General features: G+C 37.3%; 21 protein-coding genes. 4 read left to right on the top strand and 17 right to left on the bottom strand.

What is annotated here, in order from left to right; all coding sequences use genetic code 11:
* Positions 1-5: 5 nt before the first annotated feature.
* The 12 genes from QWY87_RS06795 to QWY87_RS06740 all read right to left on the bottom strand — a co-directional run bounded on the left by QWY87_RS06795 (position 6) and on the right by QWY87_RS06740 (position 11909).
* A complete protein-coding gene (locus tag QWY87_RS06795; protein WP_290289722.1) occupies positions 6-635 on the bottom strand; it encodes a phosphoadenosine phosphosulfate reductase domain-containing protein in 630 nt (209 codons plus the stop codon).
* A 1-nt stretch (position 636) separates the two neighbouring features.
* Positions 637-870, bottom strand: coding sequence for a DUF2061 domain-containing protein (locus tag QWY87_RS06790; protein WP_290289720.1), 234 nt, complete (start codon positions 868-870; stop codon positions 637-639).
* A gap of 104 nt (positions 871-974) precedes the next feature.
* Positions 975-1379: an RrF2 family transcriptional regulator gene (locus tag QWY87_RS06785; protein WP_290289718.1), complete on the bottom strand. Its 405-nt coding sequence runs from the start codon at positions 1377-1379 to the stop codon at positions 975-977.
* A 122-nt stretch (positions 1380-1501) separates the two neighbouring features.
* On the bottom strand, positions 1502-2716 hold the full coding sequence (gene dsrP, locus QWY87_RS06780) for a sulfate reduction electron transfer complex DsrMKJOP subunit DsrP (protein WP_290289716.1): 1215 nt from the start codon (positions 2714-2716) through the stop codon (positions 1502-1504).
* Between the two features lie 18 nt (positions 2717-2734).
* Positions 2735-3787 carry a 4Fe-4S dicluster domain-containing protein gene (locus tag QWY87_RS06775; protein ID WP_290289713.1) on the bottom strand — a complete coding sequence of 351 codons (1053 nt, stop codon included), beginning with the start codon at positions 3785-3787 and terminating at the stop codon, positions 2735-2737.
* A gap of 15 nt (positions 3788-3802) precedes the next feature.
* The gene (locus QWY87_RS06770; protein ID WP_290289711.1) at positions 3803-4426 is read right to left on the bottom strand and encodes a cytochrome c3 family protein; all 624 of its coding nucleotides are present in this window, start codon (positions 4424-4426) and stop codon (positions 3803-3805) included.
* Between the two features lie 8 nt (positions 4427-4434).
* Positions 4435-5112, bottom strand: a complete 678-nt coding sequence (locus QWY87_RS06765) for a nitrate reductase cytochrome c-type subunit (RefSeq protein ID WP_290289710.1) — start codon at positions 5110-5112, stop codon at positions 4435-4437.
* A gap of 11 nt (positions 5113-5123) precedes the next feature.
* The gene (locus tag QWY87_RS06760; protein ID WP_290289707.1) at positions 5124-7451 is read right to left on the bottom strand and encodes a molybdopterin-dependent oxidoreductase; all 2328 of its coding nucleotides are present in this window, start codon (positions 7449-7451) and stop codon (positions 5124-5126) included.
* Positions 7452-7466: 15 nt separating this feature from the next.
* A complete protein-coding gene (locus tag QWY87_RS06755; protein ID WP_290289705.1) occupies positions 7467-7700 on the bottom strand; it encodes a hypothetical protein in 234 nt (77 codons plus the stop codon).
* 214 nt (positions 7701-7914) lie between these two features.
* Positions 7915-9825, bottom strand: coding sequence for an acetate--CoA ligase (gene acs, locus QWY87_RS06750; protein ID WP_290289704.1), 1911 nt, complete (start codon positions 9823-9825; stop codon positions 7915-7917).
* A gap of 137 nt (positions 9826-9962) precedes the next feature.
* The gene (locus QWY87_RS06745; protein WP_290289703.1) at positions 9963-11651 is read right to left on the bottom strand and encodes a sodium:solute symporter family protein; all 1689 of its coding nucleotides are present in this window, start codon (positions 11649-11651) and stop codon (positions 9963-9965) included.
* Between the two features lie 3 nt (positions 11652-11654).
* Positions 11655-11909 carry a DUF4212 domain-containing protein gene (locus QWY87_RS06740; protein ID WP_290289701.1) on the bottom strand — a complete coding sequence of 85 codons (255 nt, stop codon included), beginning with the start codon at positions 11907-11909 and terminating at the stop codon, positions 11655-11657.
* A gap of 173 nt (positions 11910-12082) precedes the next feature.
* On the opposite strand from QWY87_RS06740, the gene QWY87_RS06735 reads away from it, so the two are divergent.
* A complete protein-coding gene (locus QWY87_RS06735) occupies positions 12083-13723 on the top strand; it encodes a L,D-transpeptidase family protein (RefSeq protein ID WP_290289700.1) in 1641 nt (546 codons plus the stop codon).
* An 84-nt stretch (positions 13724-13807) separates the two neighbouring features.
* Here the strand turns inward: QWY87_RS06735 and QWY87_RS06730 are convergent, their stop codons facing one another.
* The 3 genes from QWY87_RS06730 to QWY87_RS06720 form a co-directional block, all read right to left on the bottom strand.
* Positions 13808-14296, bottom strand: coding sequence for a SixA phosphatase family protein (locus QWY87_RS06730; RefSeq protein ID WP_290289698.1), 489 nt, complete (start codon positions 14294-14296; stop codon positions 13808-13810).
* A gap of 99 nt (positions 14297-14395) precedes the next feature.
* Positions 14396-15043, bottom strand: coding sequence for a pyridoxamine 5'-phosphate oxidase (pdxH, locus tag QWY87_RS06725; RefSeq protein WP_290289697.1), 648 nt, complete (start codon positions 15041-15043; stop codon positions 14396-14398).
* A gap of 21 nt (positions 15044-15064) precedes the next feature.
* Positions 15065-16534, bottom strand: coding sequence for a sodium:solute symporter (locus QWY87_RS06720; protein ID WP_290289695.1), 1470 nt, complete (start codon positions 16532-16534; stop codon positions 15065-15067).
* Between the two features lie 129 nt (positions 16535-16663).
* On the opposite strand from QWY87_RS06720, the gene recR reads away from it, so the two are divergent.
* Positions 16664-17281 (top strand): recombination mediator RecR, encoded by a 618-nt coding sequence (recR, locus tag QWY87_RS06715; protein WP_290289693.1) that lies wholly within the window; start codon positions 16664-16666, stop codon positions 17279-17281.
* Between the two features lie 29 nt (positions 17282-17310).
* Here recR and QWY87_RS06710 read toward each other — a convergent pair whose 3' ends face one another.
* On the bottom strand, positions 17311-17781 hold the full coding sequence (locus QWY87_RS06710) for a hypothetical protein (protein ID WP_290289691.1): 471 nt from the start codon (positions 17779-17781) through the stop codon (positions 17311-17313).
* Between the two features lie 84 nt (positions 17782-17865).
* Here QWY87_RS06710 and QWY87_RS06705 point away from each other — a divergent pair, with 84 nt between their 5' ends.
* A complete protein-coding gene (locus tag QWY87_RS06705) occupies positions 17866-18987 on the top strand; it encodes a glycosyltransferase family 2 protein (protein WP_290289689.1) in 1122 nt (373 codons plus the stop codon).
* An 11-nt stretch (positions 18988-18998) separates the two neighbouring features.
* Here the strand turns inward: QWY87_RS06705 and QWY87_RS06700 are convergent, their stop codons facing one another.
* Positions 18999-21056, bottom strand: coding sequence for an acetate--CoA ligase family protein (locus QWY87_RS06700; protein ID WP_290289688.1), 2058 nt, complete (start codon positions 21054-21056; stop codon positions 18999-19001).
* A 177-nt stretch (positions 21057-21233) separates the two neighbouring features.
* Here QWY87_RS06700 and QWY87_RS06695 point away from each other — a divergent pair, with 177 nt between their 5' ends.
* Positions 21234-22391, top strand: a complete 1158-nt coding sequence (locus tag QWY87_RS06695; RefSeq protein ID WP_290289686.1) for an aminotransferase-like domain-containing protein — start codon at positions 21234-21236, stop codon at positions 22389-22391.

The following is a 22391-nucleotide window of genomic DNA, read 5'->3' as shown; positions in this document are numbered from 1 at the left end:
TTATATTATAAGTGTAGTCCACATTCTCTTTTAGCCAAAACCTTGGTTGGGTCGTAATACCTTTTCTCATTTGGAAGCCCAAATTCTTGCAAGTATAATTCTAGCTCAAATTCAGAGTAATAGAAAAATGGGCTTACTTTTAAAATACCGTCTTTACCAATGTGCAGAATATCTAAAGTACTTCGGTGTTCATTTTGATCTGCTCGTAAATTTGTGAACCACACATCTGGCTGGTGTTCTTTTAAGGCTCTGTTGAAAGGCTCAAGTTTTACTTCCTCAGTAAATAATTCATGCTCAGGCGTATCAATAAATGGTATACCTTGTGAGGTATCCTTGTAAATTGAAGTCGATTTTGGCCTGTAAACATCCATGTTTAAGGAAAATCGATCTATTAAATGATGCGCATAATCATAGGTTTGTGAAGTGTTGTACCCAGTGTCACACCAAACTACATTAATGTTTTTATTGACTGTGTTCACTGCATGTATCAAACTGGCCGAATAAGGGCCGAAATTTGTAGTCAACATAGGATTGTCTGAAAAATTCATCATCCATTCAATAATTTCAATGGGTTCTAATTCTTTTAAAAATTTATTGGCTTTGGCCAAATCCAGTTGTAATACATTATTTTTCATTTCACTTCCATTTTATTAAGTTCCATAATCGCTCGTGTCCGTAATAGAGAAAAAATTTAGAGAATATTTCTATAGAACCTATTGATAAAGCTATTGCCAGCGTACCAGTCAACCACCAAGAAATAAGAATTGTGTCTATAGTTCCGATGATCCTCCAGCTAATAGCCTTGATAACACTTTTACTATGAGAATCATTCTCTTGGGGTTTTGACGAGTAGAATTTGTCGACTAACATACTTTAACTAAGTTTAACATTTAACTCCTATCGGATTACTAGGATAATGATGCAAATGTAAAAAAATAATTGATAGTCACAACTTTTAAGACGTTAAAATTGGATTATTTGAGATCTTCGAGCGTAGTATTTCTGAATACATGAAGGTTTGCATCCCTTACCTGGATCATCAATTTATTGAGGCTGCATGTAGTTTCATCGTCGCAGTCATCGCATTTTTCGTAGTAGTTTAAACTAACGCAAGCCACCGGAGCTATTGGGCCTTCGAGAATTCTCATTACATCGGTCATGTAAATTTCAGGAGCTTCTTTTAAAAGATAATAACCACCACCTTTTCCTTTTTTGGAACCCAAAAAACCAGCTTTTCTCAAAAGTAATAGAATGCTTTCTAAAAACTTATGCGGAATGTTCTCGTCTTCAGCAATTTGAGCAATAGGAACCATGCGGTCGTTATTTCGAGCGATGTAAGTCAAGGCTTTTAGACCATATTTGGTTTTCTTGGAAATCATGAATTAATGGTTGATTATTGAAATTCAATTCATGTAAAGATAAAAGAAATCCATGATTTTATTTATGCTTTAGTAGCATTGATTTCAAAAAAATATCTGAAGATAAAAACAATTACAGATTCTTATGATTTATCTTTAAAAGTGAGTTTACCCATTTCAATTGCGATTCCGGTGCGGGCTAATATTGAAAATATAAAAGCACCCATAGCCCATATTCCAATGGTAACACCCACTTCGATTAGGGTAGGGAAGTATTCAGCAATTTTTCCCCATGGACCTGGAATAAACCCAGGAACGATCAAACCAAAGCCTTTTTCAATCCATATGGCTAAAAAGAGTAAGCCACACGCTATATATAATATTGTCAGATTATTTCTTAATTTATGAAAACTCAAGGTAACAGTTGCCAGTACATTCATAGAAATGGCTGTCCAGATCCATGGAACTAACTTTGCTTTCCCATGTAGTCCAAAGTATAAATAATAAGCGCTTTCACTATGATGAGTTGGTGCGTAAAATTCTTTAAACAATTCAGAAATTAACATGATCAGATTAATTTGGGCCGCAACAGTAACCACCATTGCGATCTTTTTAATCGTCTTATCTTCTATTTTAAAATCTGTAAATTTTCTAATGACAGCCAATGCTATTATTATCAGAGAAGGCCCTGCAGCAAAGGCAGAAGCTAAAAATTTGGGACCTAGTAAGGCATTATTCCAGAACGGACGTGCCTGTAACCCTTGATAAAGAAAAGCAGTAACCAGGTGAATAGCAAAAGCCCAAAAAACTGATATAATGACGCCAGGAAGATAAATTTTAGGATTTGGTGTTTTACCCTGATAGCGTTGGAATAAGATGTAAAAAGGAATAGAAAGATTAATAAATAAGTAACCATTCAAAACAAGAACATCCCAGGTAAGCATGGAATTCGGGAAATTAAATACCCCTATAAACGGGATAATATGCCAGAGACGCGCCGGGCCTCCCATGTCTGCAACAACAAATGCCAAACACATTATTAACGCGGCAACAGCCATACCTTCTCCAATCAAGACGGCTTGCTTAAAGTCAATATCATGTAAGATATAAGTTGGAAGTACGAGCATGACAGCCGCAGCAGCCACTCCTACCAAAAAAGTAAAGTTTGAAATATATAGCCCCCAACTTACGCGGTCATTCATTCCGGTAACACTCAAGCCATGTTCCAACTGTAAAAAATAACAATACATTCCTACCAGCATTAATGCTGTAAGAACTGCCATCCAAATATGGTAATATATGCCACCATGGGTCATATAAACCACACTATCTTTCACTAATTTTTTAAGTACCTTCATGTTTTTCTATTCCAAAGATTAATCCATATAATACCAAAACTTAGGTTCTGTACCTAGATCTTCTTTGAGTCTAAATACTTTTTTGTTAGCCAATACCCATCTTATCTCACTTTCAGGATCCAGCAGGTTTCCAAATACTCTGGCTCCAGTAGGGCAGGCATCGACACAGGCAGGATTATCACCATTTCTACTTCGCTGTATGCAAAAAGTACATTTTTCCATCACACCTTTTTTCCTTAATCTGTTTCCTAAATAGTGCTGATTTTTATTCACTTCCTCTTCAGGAACTTCAGGCGTATTCCAATTGAATCTTCTTCCGTCATAGGGGCAAGCAGCCATACAATATCGACATCCAATACACCAGTCATAATCAATTACAACAAGTCCGTCTTCTTCTCTCCAAGTAGCCTCAACTGGGCATACTTCAATGCAGGGTGGGTTGTCACAGTGGTAACATTGAGTACCCATATAAAAATGACCCGCAGCTGGAACCTCGTGATAATAAGTATCATCTGCTTCTCCAAAGTTGAGACCCTGACCATCTTTCATTTCATGGATTCGTATATACTGCATTTCGGAATCCCTATCTTGATTATTCTCTTTAACGCAGGCGTTAACACAATCCATGTAGCCTTGACATTTTGAGATATTAAAGGCGTATCCAAACAGTACATCCGGATCAGCATCTTTTGAAGAAATATCTATTTTTTTACCAGTTCGGAGTTCATATGATCTGACGAGTCTATCAACAGTATTCTCCTTTTCACCTTCATCCATTAATTTATAATTCCCCTTAAAATACTCTTCCCATTCTATTTCAGATTTTTCTTTATGGGTATCATCAGCTGCAACTGAACACGATGCACTAGCTGCTCCGGCACCTATTAACAAGCCTGCTGTCAGTTTTCTAAAGGCTTGCCTTCTGCTCATATTCACATCAAACACCTGGTCAATACCATCTTTGGGTTTCGCAGGGGTGTTATCACAGGATCCACCAGAACAACCGCATTGCTTCTCATCTTTCTGACCCAGATCTAAGGTAAACCACTTTTTAAAGTCTTTGCTTATCATATTTTTTAATCCTGTTTATTTACGTTCTTCTACCATGGTAGCATTATATCTCGATGGCCATCTTTTGGCAATTTGTGGTTGATGTGGATTATGACATTCAACGCATAATTTTGATACTCGTTCACTTTTCCAACCGCTGATGTTTTTACCATGTGCCCCACCAACCCAGTCCTTTACTTCTTGATTATGGCATTGACTGCAGAGTTGATAACTCTTATTAAAATCGATTGGATCACCTGTGATGCTCTGCAGGTCATTCATATTTTCACCGTTATGACATGACAAACAAGCCATTGTTTTGGTGTCAGCATGATTGATGGTGATATCCCAATGCGCTTTTTTTCCTAGCCCTTCTTTATGTAATTGAGCAACGGGTTTAGAATGACATTCACTGCAAGCATATGACTTGATGTTGATCTTGCGGTTTTGTATGTAAAAATGGATGCCATTTTCTTCAATTGCAACCAACTCATCAATATCAAATGAATCGTTGTTTTGAATGCTATCTCTTTCATATTGAGCGCTTTGTGATTCAATTTTATGAATAAGATTATGGTATTCTTTTTTCTTTCCTTTGCAGGAAGAGACAAGAATTAATATGGTAATAGTCAATAATTTTAACTGTGAACTACTAAGCATATGGTTTATTATTTTATTTCTCTTTTAAACGTTCCAATGTCAACTGTTTTCTTCTCATTAATCACATGACATTGCCTGCAATTTATTCTATCCGGATGTGTTGTTCTGATCTCTTTAACGGCACTAGGCCCTGCATGACAAGACAAACAATTTTCTCTGAGTTGCAGCGAATGTGGAACAATAGGAGGGCTTCCTTCAAGAGCTTGATTTCCTGTTGCCGGAGGATGATTCTTTACCCAAGTCGATGGTACAAAAAATGATGTTGACTTGACTTGAACATGACATTGTACGCAATTCGATTTTTCGGGATGAGGGCTTACAGGTGTGTAGGCCTGAAACTTATCGACGAAGCCTCCATTTTCATGGCATTTCAGACATGCATTTGCACCAATACCTCCTTCTTCAATTTGATGAGGAATCGTTGGAGGCGCTCCGTAAAACGCTCTGTTGTCATAATAGCTGTTTAAATCTCTTTGATAATCCTCATCTATTGGCATAATAGCATATTCCATGGCAAAGTGAGATCTTTCAAACATACCTGCTTCTGAAGGTATAGATGAAGATTCACTAATTCTGTTGGTCTCTATTGTTGCTTCTTCATGAGATTCAAAGTAACTATAGCTCCATAGCCCTATGGTTGCCCCAAGGAGCAAAACGAATAAAAATATGATGAACAGTCTTTTCATGATGCTACTCCTTATACTTTTTCTATTTTAACTGCACATTTTTTATAATCCGGTTCCTTTGAAATCGGACAAAATGCATCTAAGGTCGTATCATTGATCATCATGTTTTCATCGAAAAAAGGAACAAAAACCTGACCTTTGGTAGGTAGTCCTCTTTCATTTATCGAAGCCGGAAGAATCGTTGTACCTCTTCTTGAAATGACCTTCACTTTTTCACCGTTGTTTATTCCGTATGCCGCAGCATCATCAGGATGTAATTCAACATAGGCATTCGGTACGGCTTGATGCAATACAGGTATCCTACGCGTCATTGAGCCAGTGTGCCAGTGTTCAATAACTCTTCCCGTATTCAGCCAGAATGGGTATTCATTATCTGGAGATTCAGCGGCTGGTTCATAAGGTCTTTGCCAGATCACTGCCCGACCATCTGGTTTTCCATAGAAATGAAATTGTTTACCATTTTCACAGGCAGGGTCATAAGTGGCATTATACCGCCATTTGGTTTCTTTACCGTCAACAAATGGCCACATAACCCCAGATTTTTCTTTTAAAACCTCTAAAGGTGCCATACCATGCTTTTTACCTTCATGGAATTGTCTGTATTCATTAAATATTTCTTCTTCATGGTTTTCCTCAGAATAAGGGAAAAGATCTTCAAATCCCATTCTTCTGGCAACTTCAATAGTTTGCCAGGCATCGGCCATAGCCTCTCCCGGAGGGTCAACCATTTTATTCCAATGCTGGGTTCTTCTTTCTGAATTTCCATACATGCCGCTTTTTTCAATATGCCAGGCAGCAGGAAGTATTACATCAGCAACATCTGATGTAGGGGTAGGGAAGACGTCAGAGACCACTATAAATCGATCTTCTTTTTGTGCCCCTTTGGTATACCTTCCAACATTTGGTAATGATACAAATGGGTTGGTAACCTGAGTCCACATAAATTTGATGTCTCCTCTATCAAGTGCCCTGAACATTTCAGTAGCATGATATGTTGGTTTTGCCGGAATTCTTTCAACAGGAACTTTCCATATTTTCGCAGCAAATTCTCTATTTTTTTCATTGGTAACAACTCCTTTTGGGAGTTTGTGCGTAAAGGTTCCAACTTCTCTTGCGGTACCGCATGCACTGGGTTGACCTGTAAGTGAAAATGGTCCATTGCCAGGTTGCGATATTTTTCCGGTAAGCAAATGGATATTATATATAAGGTTGTTCATCCAGGTACCACGCGTATGCTGGTTAACACCCATACACCAATAAGAAACCACCTTTTTATTCGGGTCACCATATAAATTAGCCAGGAATTTAATATCCTTAATTGAAACGCCAGACATCCCAGAAACTTTTTCAGGAGTGTAATCTTTTAAAAATTCTTTATAGGCTTCAAAATCAATTTTTTCAGGTTTGTCAGTGAAATTGAATTTGTCTTCAGTTCCGTAACCAATATTGGTAAGACCTTTGTTAAAGCTGCAATAATCTTCAACGAATTTTTGGTTTACCCAGCCATTATTAATGATTTCAGAGCAGATGGCATTTGCCACTGCAAGATCGGTTTGTGGATTAAATAAGATAGATCTATCTGATGCTGTGCTCGATCGGGTAGTTCTTGTAGCAAAATCAATTATTTGGGCGCCTCTTTTTAATTGTTGGTCAAGCATTCTTGAGAACAACACCGGATGCATTTCGGCCATATTATTTCCCCAGGTAATAAAAACATCAGCTTCATCGATATCATCATAGCAACCCATAGGTTCATCTGCACCAAATGAGGTTAGGAATCCTGTCACAGCACTTGCCATACATAATCTGGCATTACAGTCTAAGTTGTTGGTACCTATGGCACCTTTCATAAATTTTGAAGCGACATAACCTTCGGGAATAGTCGATTGTCCTGAAGTGTACATGGCCACTGAATCTTTACCATGTAATTCAATGGTTTCTTTCATTTTTGATGCCACTAGATCAAGGGCCTCTTCCATGGAGGTTTCTACATAAGTGCCATTTTTCTTAACTAGCGGTTTAGTCAGTCTGTCTTCGGCATACATACAAATTGTTTGATGGTATCCTTTAACGCAGCAAAGCCCTTTGTTCACTGAAGAATTAGGATCGCCTTTAACTGCCACAGCTTTATTATTTTCCATACCAATTAACACGCCACATCCAACTCCGCAAAACCTGCATGGCGCTTTATTCCAGGTAAGATCACCAAATGATTCCGCGTTGCTGATTTGCTCTTCTGCGAATACTATTCCCGGAAAAAATGAGGCGGCTGCAGTCATCGCTGATACTGCGCCCATCTTTTTTAAGAATGCCCTTCTGCTTGTAACTTTTTTAATCATAATAGGTTATAATTATTAAGAATCTACATCAAATCCTGAAACCATGGATAGCATCTTTAAACTGCCAATTGCATTGATCTGCGTAAGGAGTTTATTGTCTTCAATTTCATTAAGCGTATCAGTAACCAGAACGGCTATTTCCTGATTTGTAGACGGGATAATATCACAGCCATTTAAATGTGATAAATCATTAAGAAGTTCACTGAATTTGCCGTCATGCGGACGGGCTAGGTAACTTTTAATTGGCATGGTTAGGTTTTAATGTCACCTAAGTTACATAAAACCGATGAAAAATCGAAAAATATTCACGACAGGATTTAAAATAATTTGCAAAAGAAAGTATCTCACTGCTCATTTCTCATCACCTCACTTCCGATCACCTCACTTCCGATCACCTCACTTCCGATCACCTCGGGGATCACTATGATAAGTCATAAGTAAAAAGTCAGAATCTTAAATACTTTTAAATTACCCCTGCTTTTATCTCTTCAACCACCTCAGGATTTAAAAGCGTTGATATGTCTCCGAGATTGTCACCTTCATTAGAGGCGATTTTCCTGAGAATTCTACGCATGATCTTTCCTGACCTGGTCTTTGGAAGTCCTGACACGAATTGAACTTTGTCGAGTTTTGCAATGGCACCAATAGTACTGGCGATTAGCTTATTAATTTCAACTCTTAGATCCTCATCAGATGTTGTACAGTTATCATATTTGGTGACATAAGCATAAAGGGCATTTCCCTTCACATCATGTGGGAATCCTACCACGGCGCATTCAACAATATCAGCGTGTTCATCAATTGCATTTTCAATAGGAGCTGTGCCCAGATTATGCCCAGATACGATCACAACATCATCAACTCTACCTGTAATTCTATAATTACCACTTGCATCGCGATAAGCTCCGTCACCAGTGAAATACATATTCTTATAGGTTGAGAAATAAGTGTCTTTATACCTTTGGTGGTCTCCGTAAATGGTTCTAGCTATCGATGGCCACGGGGCTTTCATTGCCAATCTGCCCTCGGAAGGTTCCATGCTTTTTTGAGTAACTTCATTTCCATGTTCATCCATTAATACAGGTTGCACGCCAGGTAATGGGAGGGTAGCAAACGTAGGTCTTGTAGGCGTGATTCCGGCAATTGGTGAAATCATCATGGCTCCCGTTTCTGTTTGCCACCAGGTATCTACTATCGGGCACTTCGTTTTTCCAATATTGTCATTATACCAGTGCCATGCCTCTTCATTTATAGGCTCTCCAACTGAACCCAATACTTTTAAACTTGAAAGGTCATGCTTTTCAACAAGACTTAATGGGTGTTTTGCCAAAGCCCTGATCGCAGTTGGTGCCGTATAAAAATGCGTCACATTGAGTTTGTCAACAATTTCCCAAAATCTTCCATAATCAGGGAAAGAAGGAACTCCTTCAAACATCACAGTTGTTGCTCCTGCGCATAAGGGGCCGTAAATAATATAAGAGTGACCCGTTATCCAACCAATATCTGCAGTACACCAATAAATATCATCCTTTTTACATTGAAACACGTTTTCAAAAGTATACGTTGACCCTACCATATAACCTCCGGTGGTATGAACCATTCCTTTAGGTTTTCCTGTTGATCCGGACGTATATAATATAAAAAGTAAGTCTTCAGCATCCATAGCTTCTGCCTCACAAGATGTATCAACCTTTTGCAATTCATCAAACCAGAATTTGTCTCTTCCCGGAGTCATCTCAGTAGGTTCCACAGTTCTTCTGTAAACAATAACGTTCTCAACTGAAGGCGTATTTTTTAAAGCCTCATCACATACTTTTTTCAAATTAATAGGTTTATTACCTCTATATACTTCATTTGCCGTGATGAGCATTTTGCATTTAGAATCGTTTATCCTACTCGATAAAGCTGAAGAAGAAAAACCTGCAAAAACAATTGAATGAACGGCTCCAATTCTGGCACAAGCGAGCATCGCTATAGCCAATTCAGGAATCATAGGCATATATAAACATACGCGATCGCCTTTTTTAATGCCATTGTTTTTCAGCACATTTGCAAACCGAGATACTTTTACAAAAAGTTGGCGATAAGTAATGTATCTTGACTCTTCGTCCGGATCGTTTGGCTCCCAGATAATGGCAGTTTTATTTCCCAAGGTTTCCAAATGCCGATCGAGACAGTTTTCAGCAATATTTAATTTTGCGCCCTCAAACCATTTAATTTCGGGTTTAGAAAAATCCCAATCCAATACCTTGTCCCATTTTTTCTGCCATAGAAAATGTTCAGCAACTTCCGCCCAAAAGCCCTCTGGGTCAGTGACACTTTGTTCATATTTCTCTTTGTATTCTTTAAAAGTGTTGATTTGTAAGGATTTCATAAACGATATTTTAAATTTCTCAATCTCAGACTAGTGGATAAAGTATTATTTATTTTTAGCGGAATTGCAATGAGCAGCAATATAAAATTAATGATAAAATTTATGAAAAAAAATCGACGAACGACTGAAAAACCTGATTAATGATCCTGTGGCTTTCCTGAACCTGAAGGAATCCTGATATTTTCAACCAATTCTTGTATTTCCTGAGGAGGTTTAGGTGTCATGGAAGAAATGGTCAAGGAAACAATAAAGTTGATGATCATTGCCACCGTTCCAAAACCTTCAGGTGAAATGCCGAACCACCATTCGTCTTGAGTTCCACCCCCGAACCAATCAAATTTAAATTTCATCATATAATATAACATGCATAGCATGCCCACAACCATTCCGGCAACTGCACCTTCCTTATTCATTCTTTTGACAAAAATCCCTAAAATGATGGCAGGGAAAAATGAAGCTGCAGCCAGACCAAAAGCCAAGGCCACCGTAGCGGCTACAAAATCGGGAGGGTTTATACCAAAATATCCAGCAATGGATACGGCAATAATAGCAGATATTCTCGCCGCGATCAATTCCCCTTTTTCAGATATATTCGGATTAATCATTTTTTTGATGAGGTCATGAGATACAGAGGCAGAAATTACGAGTAACAATCCGGCAGCGGTTGATAAAGCGGCAGCTAAGCCACCTGCGGCAACTAAGGCGATGACCCAATTCGGTAAATTGGCGATTTCTGGATTGGCTAAAACCATGATGTCTTTATCAACTTCTAACTCATTGATCATAGGGTCTGCAACATACTGAACTCTTCCATCATTATTTTTGTCTGTAAAGCGCATGAGGCCCGTTTTTTCCCAATTGGCAACCCATGAAGGCAAATCTTTATAAGGCTTATCGGAAACAGTTTCAATGAGATTTGTTCTGGCAAATACAGCGATAGCCGGAGCTGTAGTATAGAGTATGGCTATAAAGAGCAATGCCCAGCCTGCCGACTTTCTGGCGTCACTCACTTTTTTAACGGTAAAGAATCGCACAATAACATGCGGTAATCCAGCGGTACCAACCATAAGCGCAGCAGTGATAAAAAACACATCCAGTTTAGATTTTGAACCGGACGTATATTCATGAAAGCCCAGATCTCGATGTAATTGATCCAGTTTATCGAGCAGATAAATGCCATCTGTACCGGTACTTCCGAATCCGATTTGTGGGATAGCAATCCCTGTCATCTGTATGGAAATAAATATGGCAGGAACCATAAACGCAAATATAAGCACGCAATACTGAGCAACTTGAGTATAAGTAATACCTTTCATACCTCCAAGAACCGCATAGAATAAAACAATGATCATTCCTATCAGAACACCTGTTGTAATATCAACTTCCAGAAATCTTGAAAAAACAAGTCCTACACCTCTCATTTGTCCTGCTACATAGGTAAAAGAAACAATCAGAGCACAAAATACAGCCACTGATCTTGCTACGTTTGAATAATAGCGATCTCCAATAAAATCAGGAACAGTGAATTTTCCGAATTTCCGCAAATAAGGGGCAAGGAGTAAGGCCAGCAAGACATAACCACCGGTCCAGCCCATAAGGTAAACTGAAGCATCATAACCACTAAACGAAATCAAGCCAGCCATGGAGATAAAGGAGGCTGCTGACATCCAATCAGCCGCAGTGGCAAGGCCGTTTGCCAAGGGAGAAACTCCACCGCCAGCAACGTAAAAATCTTTTGTTGATGAAGCTCGAGACCAGATAGCGATTCCTATGTAAATAGAGAAAGTGATGGCGATTAAAAGCCAGGTCCAGATTTGTAAGGTCATAATTTATTCGTTAACGCCGTATTTTTTATCGAGCTTGTTCATTAATCTTATATAAATCAGGATGATCAATACAAAAAAGTAAATGGATCCTTGCTGCGCAAACCAAAACCCAAGTTTAAATCCACCAAATTTTATTGAATTCAACTGGTCAACAAGAACAATACCCATTACGAATGAAACTAAAAACCATATGGATAAGAGGATTCCCAAATATTTCAGGTTGGTTTTCCAATACTTTTTAAGATCTTTTTTAGGCATTTCGTTGCTGCTTTGATAAGGTCAACTAATATAGAAAAATTTTTAGCTTGGAGCGACAGGTTAAAATAGAGATCTTAAAGTCAGCTATAATAGATAATGAAACTTAAGGGAAAGATCGTGTGCGTTTTTAAGGATTATTGAATATTTTTGTTTTTCATTCAACGAAACCTATCATGACCAAATTAAAAATTTTAGTACTTTTCTTTATTTTTATTAGCACATCGACTTCAATCAATGCCCAGGAACAAACTGTAGAACAGGTTCTTGAAAGCAAGGTTCTTTCAGAAGAGGGGCAAAACGTTGTAGCTGTTAATGGGATTGAGTTGTTTTCTCAAGAGGAACTTCCTCAATTTTATTCAAACAGAGATTTTGAACCAGCCTGGAACAATTCTAAAAATAAAAAAGACCTTATTGAGAGCTTGGAATCTTCTTTTGATGAAGGATTAAGCCCTAATGATTACCACCTTGAGATGATTAAGCTTCTTACGGATAAATCCAAAAAAGGTAAATTAAGTCATCAAGAACGTGCAGATCTGGACCTTTTAATGACGGATGCCTTGATTCTTTATGCATCCCATCTTATGGAAGGAAAACTAGAACAATCTGATCTCAGAAAAACCTGGGATGTAGAGCGTAATGAAGGCCCTTCAAATCCTGATAGTCTTTTGACCGCAACACTTCATAATAAAAGAATAAAGGTAGTCTTAGAAGAATTTAAGCCAACCCATTATATGTATAAACTCATGAAACTGCAATTGAAGAAATTGCGAACTGAGGCTGCAGAAGGGGGATGGCCTTTAGTTAGTGAAGGAGAAACATTAAAACCTGGTGATACATCGGCACGTGTAGTTGAGATAAGAAATTATTTAATGGCGGTGGGTGACCTAAAGAAATATTCGGTAGAGAATGAGGAAGTATTTGATACGATTGTTGAGGCAGCGGTTAAGGATTTTCAAGTCAGACATAAACTTACCAGCGATGGCGTAATTGGTAAAGGAACCATAGAACAAATGAGAGTTCCAATTGAAGACAGAATAGATATGATCATTTTGAATTTGGAAAGAACCAGATGGATTTTTCAACATCCTGATGATGATTTTCTAATAGTTAATATTGCTGGTTTTCATGTTAAGCGGATAACAAATAAAAAGGAAGTTTTTGATTCAAGAGTAATCGTTGGGAAGTTTCATAAAGAAACTCCGGTGTTTAAAGGTGTTATGAAATATATCGACATGAATCCTACTTGGACTTTGCCCTATTCTATTTCTACGCATGAGACCTTACCAAAATTAAAGAAGGACCCTGGCTATCTGGCAGCGAAGCATATGGAAGTCATGGATAGAAACGGAAAGATTTTAGATCCTTCTACCATTGACTGGAACCAGTATTCTAGGGGTAATTTCCCGTTTATCATAAGACAAAAAGCAGGTCCGTGGAATGCACTGGGAGAGGTTAAATTCATGTTTCCAAATAAATATGCTGTATACCTTCATGATACACCTTCAAGAGGATTGTTCAACCGACAAGACAGGGCATTTAGCCATGGATGTATTAGAACTGAAGACAAATGGGGATTGATGATGAGTTTGATGGATGACCCTGACGTCTGGAATATGGATAAGATAAATGAAATATTAAAGTCAGGTAAAACAACGACAATCACATTACCTAAACCTGTAAATATCTATCTGATTTATCTTACAGCTGCTGTAGATCAAGACAATAATCTCATGTTTATGAAAGATGTTTATAAACGGGATAAGGCAGTTATAACTGCTTTGAAGGAGCCGTTTCACTTTAACAAAGTGAGGTGATCGCAGGTGAGGTGATCGGAAGTGAGGTGATCGGAAGTGAGGTGATGAGGAATTATACCCTCAACCCTGAATCCAATGTTAAAATCACTTATAATATTTTGGGAATTCTGTGAATAAGGTTTTACCGTCCTTTATGTTTTTCCAATGTTTGGTATCAAATTCTATGGCTACTACTCCGCAAGTTGGAACGTGATGTATTTCTTTGTTTCCAAATTTATTCACAAAATCACTGATTCCGTGATCATGACTGAAGATAATGGCTGAATCAAAACCGTTGTCTAATGCTTTTACCGTTTTGATAAGGTAGCCATCGCTAAAACTATACAGCGATTTACTGATCTTTAAATTTGCTAGGGGATAGTTAAAGGCATAGCTGAAAATCATCGCGGTATGCAGCGCCCTGTTGGCACAACTGGCAACGAACACTGAAGGCGTTTCAATTTTTTTCTGTAATTCCCTGGAAATTAAATAGGCATCATTGATCCCTCTTTTTTTGAGGGGTCTGTCTATGTCTTTTATGCCTTCGTACTCCCAGGAGGATTTGGCATGACGCACAATGAATAGTGTTTTCATTTTTTAAGGTGGCAATGTTAATCAAATATAATAAAATTAGAGAACGATTGTTTTCTATTTATATTTTTTTTCCATTGTAAAAACTGAAACCCTTAGGAGCTAAGGCTGAAGCCTGGTGATTTTCCAATTATAATCTTCTTGCAGAGCATAGAGAATTCTGTCATGCATTCTATTGGGTCTGCCTTGCCAGAATTCTAATGAAACGGGCTTGACAATAAACCCACCCCAATAATCAGGTCTGGGTATTTCTTTATTTTCATAGTGTTTTTCCAGTTGTTTTAATTTGGAATCCATTTCGTCTCTTGACTGTATTTCCTGACTTTGATCTGAGGCCCAAGCTCCTAATTTACTGCCGTCAGGGCGGGATTCGAAATAGCCATCCGATAAGTTAGGCGCTATTTTTTCTGCCACACCTTTGATGATAATTTGTCTTTCAAGACCATGCCAAAAAAGATTTAAACATAGGTTTGGATTGGCCGTTATAGCCTTACCTTTTTCACTGTTATAGTTAGTGTAAAAAATAAAACCTTCCCAGGTGAATTTTTTGAGTAATACGATGCGCGTTTTAGGGAAGCCATCAAGCCCAATGGTCGAAACGCTCATCGCATTGGTTTCATCCAAGCCTTCAAATTCATCCGCTTCAAAAAACCATTTTTGAAATAATTCCATTGGGTTTTCCGGCAGATCTTCCCTTATCAAGGGATTGCGTTCATAACTTTTTCGATAATTACTCAGGTCTTTTTCCATGCTTCAAAAATACGTTAATTTTTAATTTGATTCGCTTTTACTGCGTATCAGATACAATCCAATAAAGGTTAATAAACCATTTACAATTAGAATTTCATAACCAAAATTATACCCATTAAATAGGCTTTGAGAGTATATATTTAGTGCATAACTAAGGCTCAATGCAGCAATGGCTACAAACCAAACCCATTTTTCATTCAACTTGTATTTAGTCAAGATTCCAAAAGAAAACAAACCTAAAAGAGGTCCATAAGTATAAGATGAAACTTTGAGCAAACTACTAATGACGTTGTCTTCAAGAATATACTGATAAGCAATAATGATGCCTACCAATAAAACAGAAAACAAGAGATGAATCCACTTTCGAATTTTCTTCTTATCTTTTTTTGGTTTAGAATCAATGCCTATAAAATCAATACTAAAAGATGTGGTCAAAGAAGTAAGCGCACTGTCAGCACTTGAATAAGCTGCTGCGATCAAACCCAATATAAATATAATGCCAAGTCCGTTTCCGAAATTTTGGTTTAAAGCAATCTCAGGAAATAATAAATCTGTCTTCATTTTCCCTTCTACAACAGGAATTTCTACCTGATTGATATTGGCATAAGTGAATAACAAGGCACCCAGGAAGAGAAAAATTAAATTCACTGGTATTAAGACCAAACCCAGAGAAATAACGTTTTTCTGCGATGCTCTCAGGTTTTTACAGGTCAGATTTTTTTGCATATTATCCTGGTCTAAGCCTGTCATGGCAATGGCAATAAACATACCTCCTAGAAATGATTTCAGCCAGTGTTTACGGTCATTAATATCATCATCAAAAAAGGTCTTACGGTAGGCTTTAAAGTCATCTGAATTTATAAATTCCATAAATGTAAATGGAAGCCTGTCTAAAAGGATGACAACAGCAAATATCACGGCTGCGATCATGAGAAAGGTTTGAAGCGTGTCAGTCCAGACGATTGTTTTTATCCCAGCTCTATAGGTATATAACCATATAAATAAGACTGAAAAGATCACAGTAAGTTCAAAGGGAATATACCATGTGTCAAGTATAAAATATTGTAAAACTGAAGCGACCAGGAATAGGCGAAACGAAGCAATTAATATTCGCGAAAGCAAAAAGAAAAAGGCCCCCATTTTATGACTTCTAGGTCCGAATCTGATCAGAAGGTATTCGTAAATAGAAGTGAGGTTCATCCTGTAATAGAGCGGAAGTAAGACCGCAGCAATAATAACGTAACCAAAAAAATATCCAATCACGATTTGCATATAACTGAATTGCGTACTGTCAACCCAGCCAGGCACCGATATAAAAGTGACCCCGGAAAGAGATGCCCCAATCATTCCAAAAGCAACCACATACCAGGGAGAGTTTCTATTGGCTTTAAAAAAAACTTCGTTGCTGTCATCTTTAGAAGTAAAATAAGTAATTGCAACAAGTACAGCAAAGTAAATGAGGATTATACTTAATAGTAAAAAGGGAGACATACAGAATAATTGAAATGTAAAAATAATTGTTTTTGTTGGGAGAAATGTGGAATTCAAATGAATATATTTTGTTTTTTTTGCCTCTCGGTTTTGATAGTAAAAATTTTAAAAAAACCTTACATTTGCTGCATGGATTTTTCTTCAAAACTTTTAGAAAATGCGGTCAATGAGATGGCCCAGTTGCCTGGAATAGGTAGGAGAACAGCACTTCGACTTGTCTTGCACCTATTAAAACAACCAAAAGAACAGACTCACTATCTTACTGAAGCATTGTCGAGTTTTAGAGACGAGATCAAGCTATGTAAGAATTGTCATAATATCTCTGACGTTGAATTATGTGAGATATGTAGAAACCCAAGAAGAGATCCGAGTGCAATATGTGTCGTAGAGGATATCAGAGACGTCATGGCCATAGAAAATACTTCTCAATTCAAAGGATTTTATCATGTGCTTGGCGGGAAAATTTCTCCTATGGAAGGGATAGGGCCGCATAATCTTACTATTGAAGATTTGGTCCGAAAAGTAGCTGATGGAGAAATTAAGGAAGTTATTTTAGCCTTAAGTTCGACTATGGAAGGTGATACAACCAATTTCTATATTTATAGACAACTGCAAAAGTTTGAGGTGAATTTAACCACAATCGCAAGAGGTATTTCAGTAGGAGATGAGATTGAGTATGCAGATGAGGTAACCCTTGGGCGTAGTATTTTAAATAGGGTTCCTTTTCATCAGTCACTAAAGCATTGATTTCTTCAGTAATTTACAATAGCCAAGACTTAGAATTCTTCTAATTCTCTGTAATAATCATATTGCAGGTCTTCATGAAGAAGGGCGGTCTTTTTTTTGCATTCTTGAATCAACCTGAGGTAGATGGTTTCCACTTTTCTATTTCTATGTATAGAAGGCTGGAATGATTTTAGTTTCTGAATAAAGTAAATGAGTAATTCAAGTTCTGTCTCTTTGTTTTGCGAGTAGCGAATATATTTTTTAGTGTGATTCAGAATGGTTCGAATACTTTTCTTGACAAAATAAGGACTTTTCCGGTTTACCTTTTCAAACTTTTCATCAATTTCTTCCTTAACACTTTCAATATACGTGGCCTCATCAGAAGCTTCAAATAGTAAATAGGTGAGTAACTCTTTATTCTCTTTTTTAAATCTAGACAGTCGCAGACATAATTCTAAAATCTCTTTTGGAGATCTTTCCTGGAGTTCTTTTTTTATTTCCCTTACAGTAGCTGATTTCATGACTGATTTATTATAGACACAAATATATAGCTAAGTCTTGACTAAATAATAAATTGTCATATTTTTACCAAAAATCTACACCCTGTGATTCGTATCTCAGTTGTCATTGTCAATTATAACGCCCGGTATTTTCTCAAGAATTGCATCTGCAGTATTCTAAGTTCTGATATTGCTATTGACATTGAAATCATAGTGGTTGACAATGATTCAAAGGATGGCAGTTGTGACATGCTAGATGAAGATTTCCCTAAGATTAAATATATAAAGAATTCAAAGAATGTTGGTTTTGGAAAAGCCAATAATCAAGGCGCGGCATTAGCGCAAGGAGACTATATCCTGATTTTGAATCCAGACACTATGCTAACGGAAACCACTCTTTCAGAAATGTTGCGTTTTAGTGAGAAGCAAAATAATTTCGGTGCGGCTGGGGTGCAGTTTATGGATGGCTCAGGGAAGTACCTTCCTGAGAGCAAACGAAATTTTCCTGATTTGAAGGTTGCCGGGGCTAAATTACTAGGTTATTCCAAATATTATTATGCCAATCATATTGGCAAGGATGAAATTGCTGAGATAGATGTTTTAACAGGAGCTTTCATGTTTATTAAAAAGGAGGTTTATGATAAAATTGCCGGATTTGATGAAGACTTTTTTATGTATGGCGAAGATATTGATCTAAGTTACAGAATAACAAAAGCAGGTTTTAAAAACTTTTATGTTGGTAGCAATAAGGTGCTTCATTTTAAAGGAGAAAGCACCATAAAAGATAAGTTCTATCTTGAAAATTTTTATGGGGCACTCAGTATTTTTCATAAAAAACATTTTCCAAACAGCGCAGGATTATATGGTATTGTGGATGGTCTTATCAGTATGATGATTTCAGTTAAATCGATGATAGGATCAAAAGAGACTAAAACTATTCCAGTGATGACTAATTGGATTTATGCAGGGAATGATAAGACTATATTTGATGCATTAAAGAAGAAATTTCCAGGCACTCAAGGCTGTTTAATGTCTCAGGTAGAGGAGGGTAATATAATTCAGGAAATCATTTTTTTTGACAGCAATTCCCAAAAGTATGGTCAAATAATTCATGAAATGCATCAGCCAGAACTTCATGAACTAAGAAAAAGGATCATCGCTCAAGATCACAGTTTTTATCTAGGAAGTGATACTTCAAATGAAAGAGGAGAGGTTGTGCCGCTGTGAAGCTAGCGCCATTATTTTTTAATCTTGATTCGGGCATCTACAGCCACGATATCTTTTTCAGATATTATTAATGGGTTGATGTCTAACTCAGCTATTTCTGGTGTAACCATCAGCAAGTTGGATATTTTTTTTATGGTTTCATAAAAGGCCTCCAGATTACAAGGTTCTTCGCCTCGTATTCCCTCTAAAATGGGTTTGATTGTTAATTGATCTACCATTTCTTTGGCTTCATTAATACCTACAGGTGCTAATGAATTACTGATGTCATGTAAGGCTTCGATATAAATACCTCCTGCGCCACATAAGATAAGCGGGGAGAAGCCCGATTCCCTTTTTGAACCTATAAATACTTCTTTACCAGAAATCATTTGTTGGATCATTACTGCCTTAACTCCCTTTTGTTTGATTAATTTTCTAAAATTATACATCAGTTCAGTAATATTAAGGACACTTGTTATGACTCCTTTTGTATCACTTTTATGAAGTGGTCCCACCACTTTTTGAACAACTGGATACTCCAATGATCTGGCTGCATTCAATAAATCTGATTCAGAGTGAACCAAGACCTGTTTCGCCATTTTTATATTTGCTGCTGTTAGCAGTTCATATACTTGTTCTGGATTGATAAAGCCATTTGTAAAATTTTTTATCAATGCCCGAATTCTATCAACATCTATGATATTTTCAGGCGATGATTTATTAATTTGAGGTCTTGCGTTTGTTATTATCGAGAGACAAGTTCCGAATAGGTATTCATCGCTAAAGGCTAGATTTCCTTTTTGAATGAAGTGTTGAATTTCTTCATGCACATTAACAGTTGAAGGTAAAATGGCGTAAATGGGTTTATGTGATTCCCTTATTTTTTGGTGAATCATTTGGAAGGCATCATTGACGCTTCCCAATCCAGGGCTGCCAAAAATAACAATAGTGCCCTCTATCTCGGTCAGTTCATTTTCACAATAATCAAGAACATCGCCTAGCTGTTCAGCATTACCTGTAGCAAGAATGTCAATCGGGTTCTTTGCAATGGCACCCGGGTATAATAGTTTCTTTAAATTTTGCTGATGATTTTCATTTAGATCCGGAATAATTAATCCATTACGGCTAAGTGTATCTGTTAAAATCACAGCGGGTCCACCGGCATGTGTTACGATGGCAAATTTCTTTGGTCTTTTGTTTGAAATTTGAAGTAGTGCTGCACAAGTCACTAATTCATGTCGGCTTTGACATCGTATGATACCAGCTTTTTTAAAGAGGGCTGAAACGAATAAATCGCTATTCACCATTGCCCCGGTATGCGAAGAGGCCGCAGCTTTACCTTTGTCAGTAATACCAGATTTTAAGGCTATTATTGAACAGCCTTTTTGTCTAAGAGATAGGCAATGTGTTAGAAGTTTTTCTGAATTTTTTATGCCCTCGATATATAGCATTTTAACAAGGCTACTTTCTCCGGGTACAAAAGACGTATCAAGGTATTCAAGCACTTCTTCAACTCCTACCTGTGCACTGTTGCCAACGGTAAATAAACTGGAGAATTTCAAACCTATTTGTTCTGCTACTTCCAAGGTGAAAACAGCAGTAGCTCCTGATCCCGAAATAAAATCGACTCCTTTTTTATCTATTTTGGGAATCGGCTTTGTGAAAACACCGGCATAATTCTGATTGATCATACCTATATTGTTAGGCCCCAAAAGACTGCCTCCTGCCTCAGTGATGCGTTTTGTTATTTTATCTTGCAGCTGGCTTCCGCTGTCGTTGAGTTCTGCAAACCCCGCAGCGTAAATTATAAAAGCTTTTGTTTCTTTGTCCTCTAAAAGTAATGTCACTACCGCTTCAATATCTATGGCTGGGATCGCGATAATTGCCAGATCAGTTTTGGGTAATAAGGAGGCGTCTCTAAAGGATATAACTTTTTGAACTTCGTCTTTTTTTGGATTTACCACATATAATTTCCCTTTAAATTGCTGATCAATCAGGTTTTTAAGCACGCTTCCGCCAATACTGTCTGTGTTATCTGACCCTCCTATGACAGCTATACTTGCCGGATTGATTAGTTTTGCATGCAACATAATCATGTGATATTGAATTGTAAATTAAGTCAAAAAAAATGATCAATTAGATGATATTTATCAAGTCATAATGCTTAAAAAAGTGCTTACTTTGAATAGTTAAATCTTAGTTCAGTTGGTATGTACGTATTCTCTCGAGCTGTTAATTCAATGCACTCCGAAGACATTAAACTTTTAATGAAACAATCTTCAAAAGATGGTTTGATTTCTTTTGCAGCCGGTATGCCAAATAATGATCTTTTTCCTGTAAAAGAAATCGATGAAATCCTGTCAAATTTGAGTGATGATATTAAGAAGCTATGCTTCCAATATGGTCCTACAAGTGGATATCCTCCACTAGTGAAGTCGCTTCAAAAGATGATGGAAAGAAAAGGGCTAAAATTAAGTACAGATAAGGTATTGGTAACAACTGGATCTTTACAAGCCATTAGTATTATTACACAAGAATTTGTTAACGAAGGTGATGTTATACTTGCTGAATGCCCTTGTTTTGTTGGTGCGCTTTCTGTTTTTGAAACCTATCGAGCAAAAATCATCGGAATCCCAATTGATGATCAGGGCATTGATATTCAAGCCTTAAAAGAAGCTATTGCTAACCTGACCCAGAAACCTAAGTTTTTATATATAACTCCAAATTTTCACAATCCCGCTGGTATTATTTATACCGAGGAACGTCGAAGGGCATTGTTGGAGGTTTTATCAGGAACTGATATCATTCTGATTGAAGATGATGCCTATGGAGATCTTTATTTTGATGATAAAACGGCGCCATTGACAAGACCCATAAAGGCTTATAAAGGATATGATGTAGATATTATTTACACCGGATCATTTTCGAAAATTTTGGGCCCTGGATTCAGATTGGGCTATATGCTATCTTCCCAGGAAATATTTGAGAAAGCCGAAACAATCAAACAGGCTTTAGACGCCTGTACTTCCAATTTTATGCAGATACTCGCCAATGAGTTTATCGAAAGAGGCTACCTAGAACCTTATCTTTTATTTCTCAGAAAAGAGTACAGTGAAAGATACGAGTTGCTCCATTCTAGTTTGAAAAAGCACCTTCCAAAAGGCGTTTCTTGGAATGTACCCAAAGGAGGTTTTTATGCGTGGCTCAAATTGCCTGAATCAATAAATGCTACGTCACTTTTTAAAGATTGCTTGTCACAGGGAGTCGTTTTCGTCACAGGAAGAACCTTTGACCCCGAGAGCAGAAAAGACAACCATTTAAGGCTGTCGTTTTCGAACATGCCAAAAGACAGCATAGAAAAAGGAGTTTTCCTTCTTGCCAATGTGATAAAAGAACATTTAAAAATCAAGAGTTTAATAATTTGA

It is taken from the genome of Lutimonas halocynthiae (assembly GCF_030409835.1).
In the GTDB taxonomy this organism is placed as follows: domain Bacteria; phylum Bacteroidota; class Bacteroidia; order Flavobacteriales; family Flavobacteriaceae; genus Lutimonas; species Lutimonas halocynthiae.
This window is presented reverse-complemented; position numbering and strand designations above follow the sequence as displayed.

Coding starts and splice junctions, on each gene's coding strand:
- QWY87_RS06785 (WP_290289718.1), bottom strand. CDS start 1,379: ATGATTTCCAAGAAAACCAAATATGGTCTAAAAGCCTTGACTTACATC.
- QWY87_RS06730 (WP_290289698.1), bottom strand. CDS start 14,296: ATGAAAACACTATTCATTGTGCGTCATGCCAAATCCTCCTGGGAGTAC.
- QWY87_RS06735 (WP_290289700.1), top strand. CDS start 12,083: ATGACCAAATTAAAAATTTTAGTACTTTTCTTTATTTTTATTAGCACA.
- QWY87_RS06755 (WP_290289705.1), bottom strand. CDS start 7,700: ATGCCAATTAAAAGTTACCTAGCCCGTCCGCATGACGGCAAATTCAGT.
- QWY87_RS06760 (WP_290289707.1), bottom strand. CDS start 7,451: ATGATTAAAAAAGTTACAAGCAGAAGGGCATTCTTAAAAAAGATGGGC.
- QWY87_RS06765 (WP_290289710.1), bottom strand. CDS start 5,112: ATGAAAAGACTGTTCATCATATTTTTATTCGTTTTGCTCCTTGGGGCA.
- dsrP (WP_290289716.1), bottom strand. CDS start 2,716: ATGAAGGTACTTAAAAAATTAGTGAAAGATAGTGTGGTTTATATGACC.
- pdxH (WP_290289697.1), bottom strand. CDS start 15,043: ATGGAAAAAGACCTGAGTAATTATCGAAAAAGTTATGAACGCAATCCC.
- QWY87_RS06695 (WP_290289686.1), top strand. CDS start 21,234: ATGAAACAATCTTCAAAAGATGGTTTGATTTCTTTTGCAGCCGGTATG.
- QWY87_RS06795 (WP_290289722.1), bottom strand. CDS start 635: ATGAAAAATAATGTATTACAACTGGATTTGGCCAAAGCCAATAAATTT.
- QWY87_RS06775 (WP_290289713.1), bottom strand. CDS start 3,787: ATGATAAGCAAAGACTTTAAAAAGTGGTTTACCTTAGATCTGGGTCAG.
- QWY87_RS06770 (WP_290289711.1), bottom strand. CDS start 4,426: ATGCTTAGTAGTTCACAGTTAAAATTATTGACTATTACCATATTAATT.
- QWY87_RS06720 (WP_290289695.1), bottom strand. CDS start 16,534: ATGTCTCCCTTTTTACTATTAAGTATAATCCTCATTTACTTTGCTGTA.
- QWY87_RS06790 (WP_290289720.1), bottom strand. CDS start 870: ATGTTAGTCGACAAATTCTACTCGTCAAAACCCCAAGAGAATGATTCT.
- QWY87_RS06710 (WP_290289691.1), bottom strand. CDS start 17,781: ATGAAATCAGCTACTGTAAGGGAAATAAAAAAAGAACTCCAGGAAAGA.
- QWY87_RS06700 (WP_290289688.1), bottom strand. CDS start 21,056: ATGTTGCATGCAAAACTAATCAATCCGGCAAGTATAGCTGTCATAGGA.
- QWY87_RS06745 (WP_290289703.1), bottom strand. CDS start 11,651: ATGACCTTACAAATCTGGACCTGGCTTTTAATCGCCATCACTTTCTCT.
- acs (WP_290289704.1), bottom strand. CDS start 9,825: ATGAAATCCTTACAAATCAACACTTTTAAAGAATACAAAGAGAAATAT.
- recR (WP_290289693.1), top strand. CDS start 16,664: ATGGATTTTTCTTCAAAACTTTTAGAAAATGCGGTCAATGAGATGGCC.
- QWY87_RS06740 (WP_290289701.1), bottom strand. CDS start 11,909: ATGCCTAAAAAAGATCTTAAAAAGTATTGGAAAACCAACCTGAAATAT.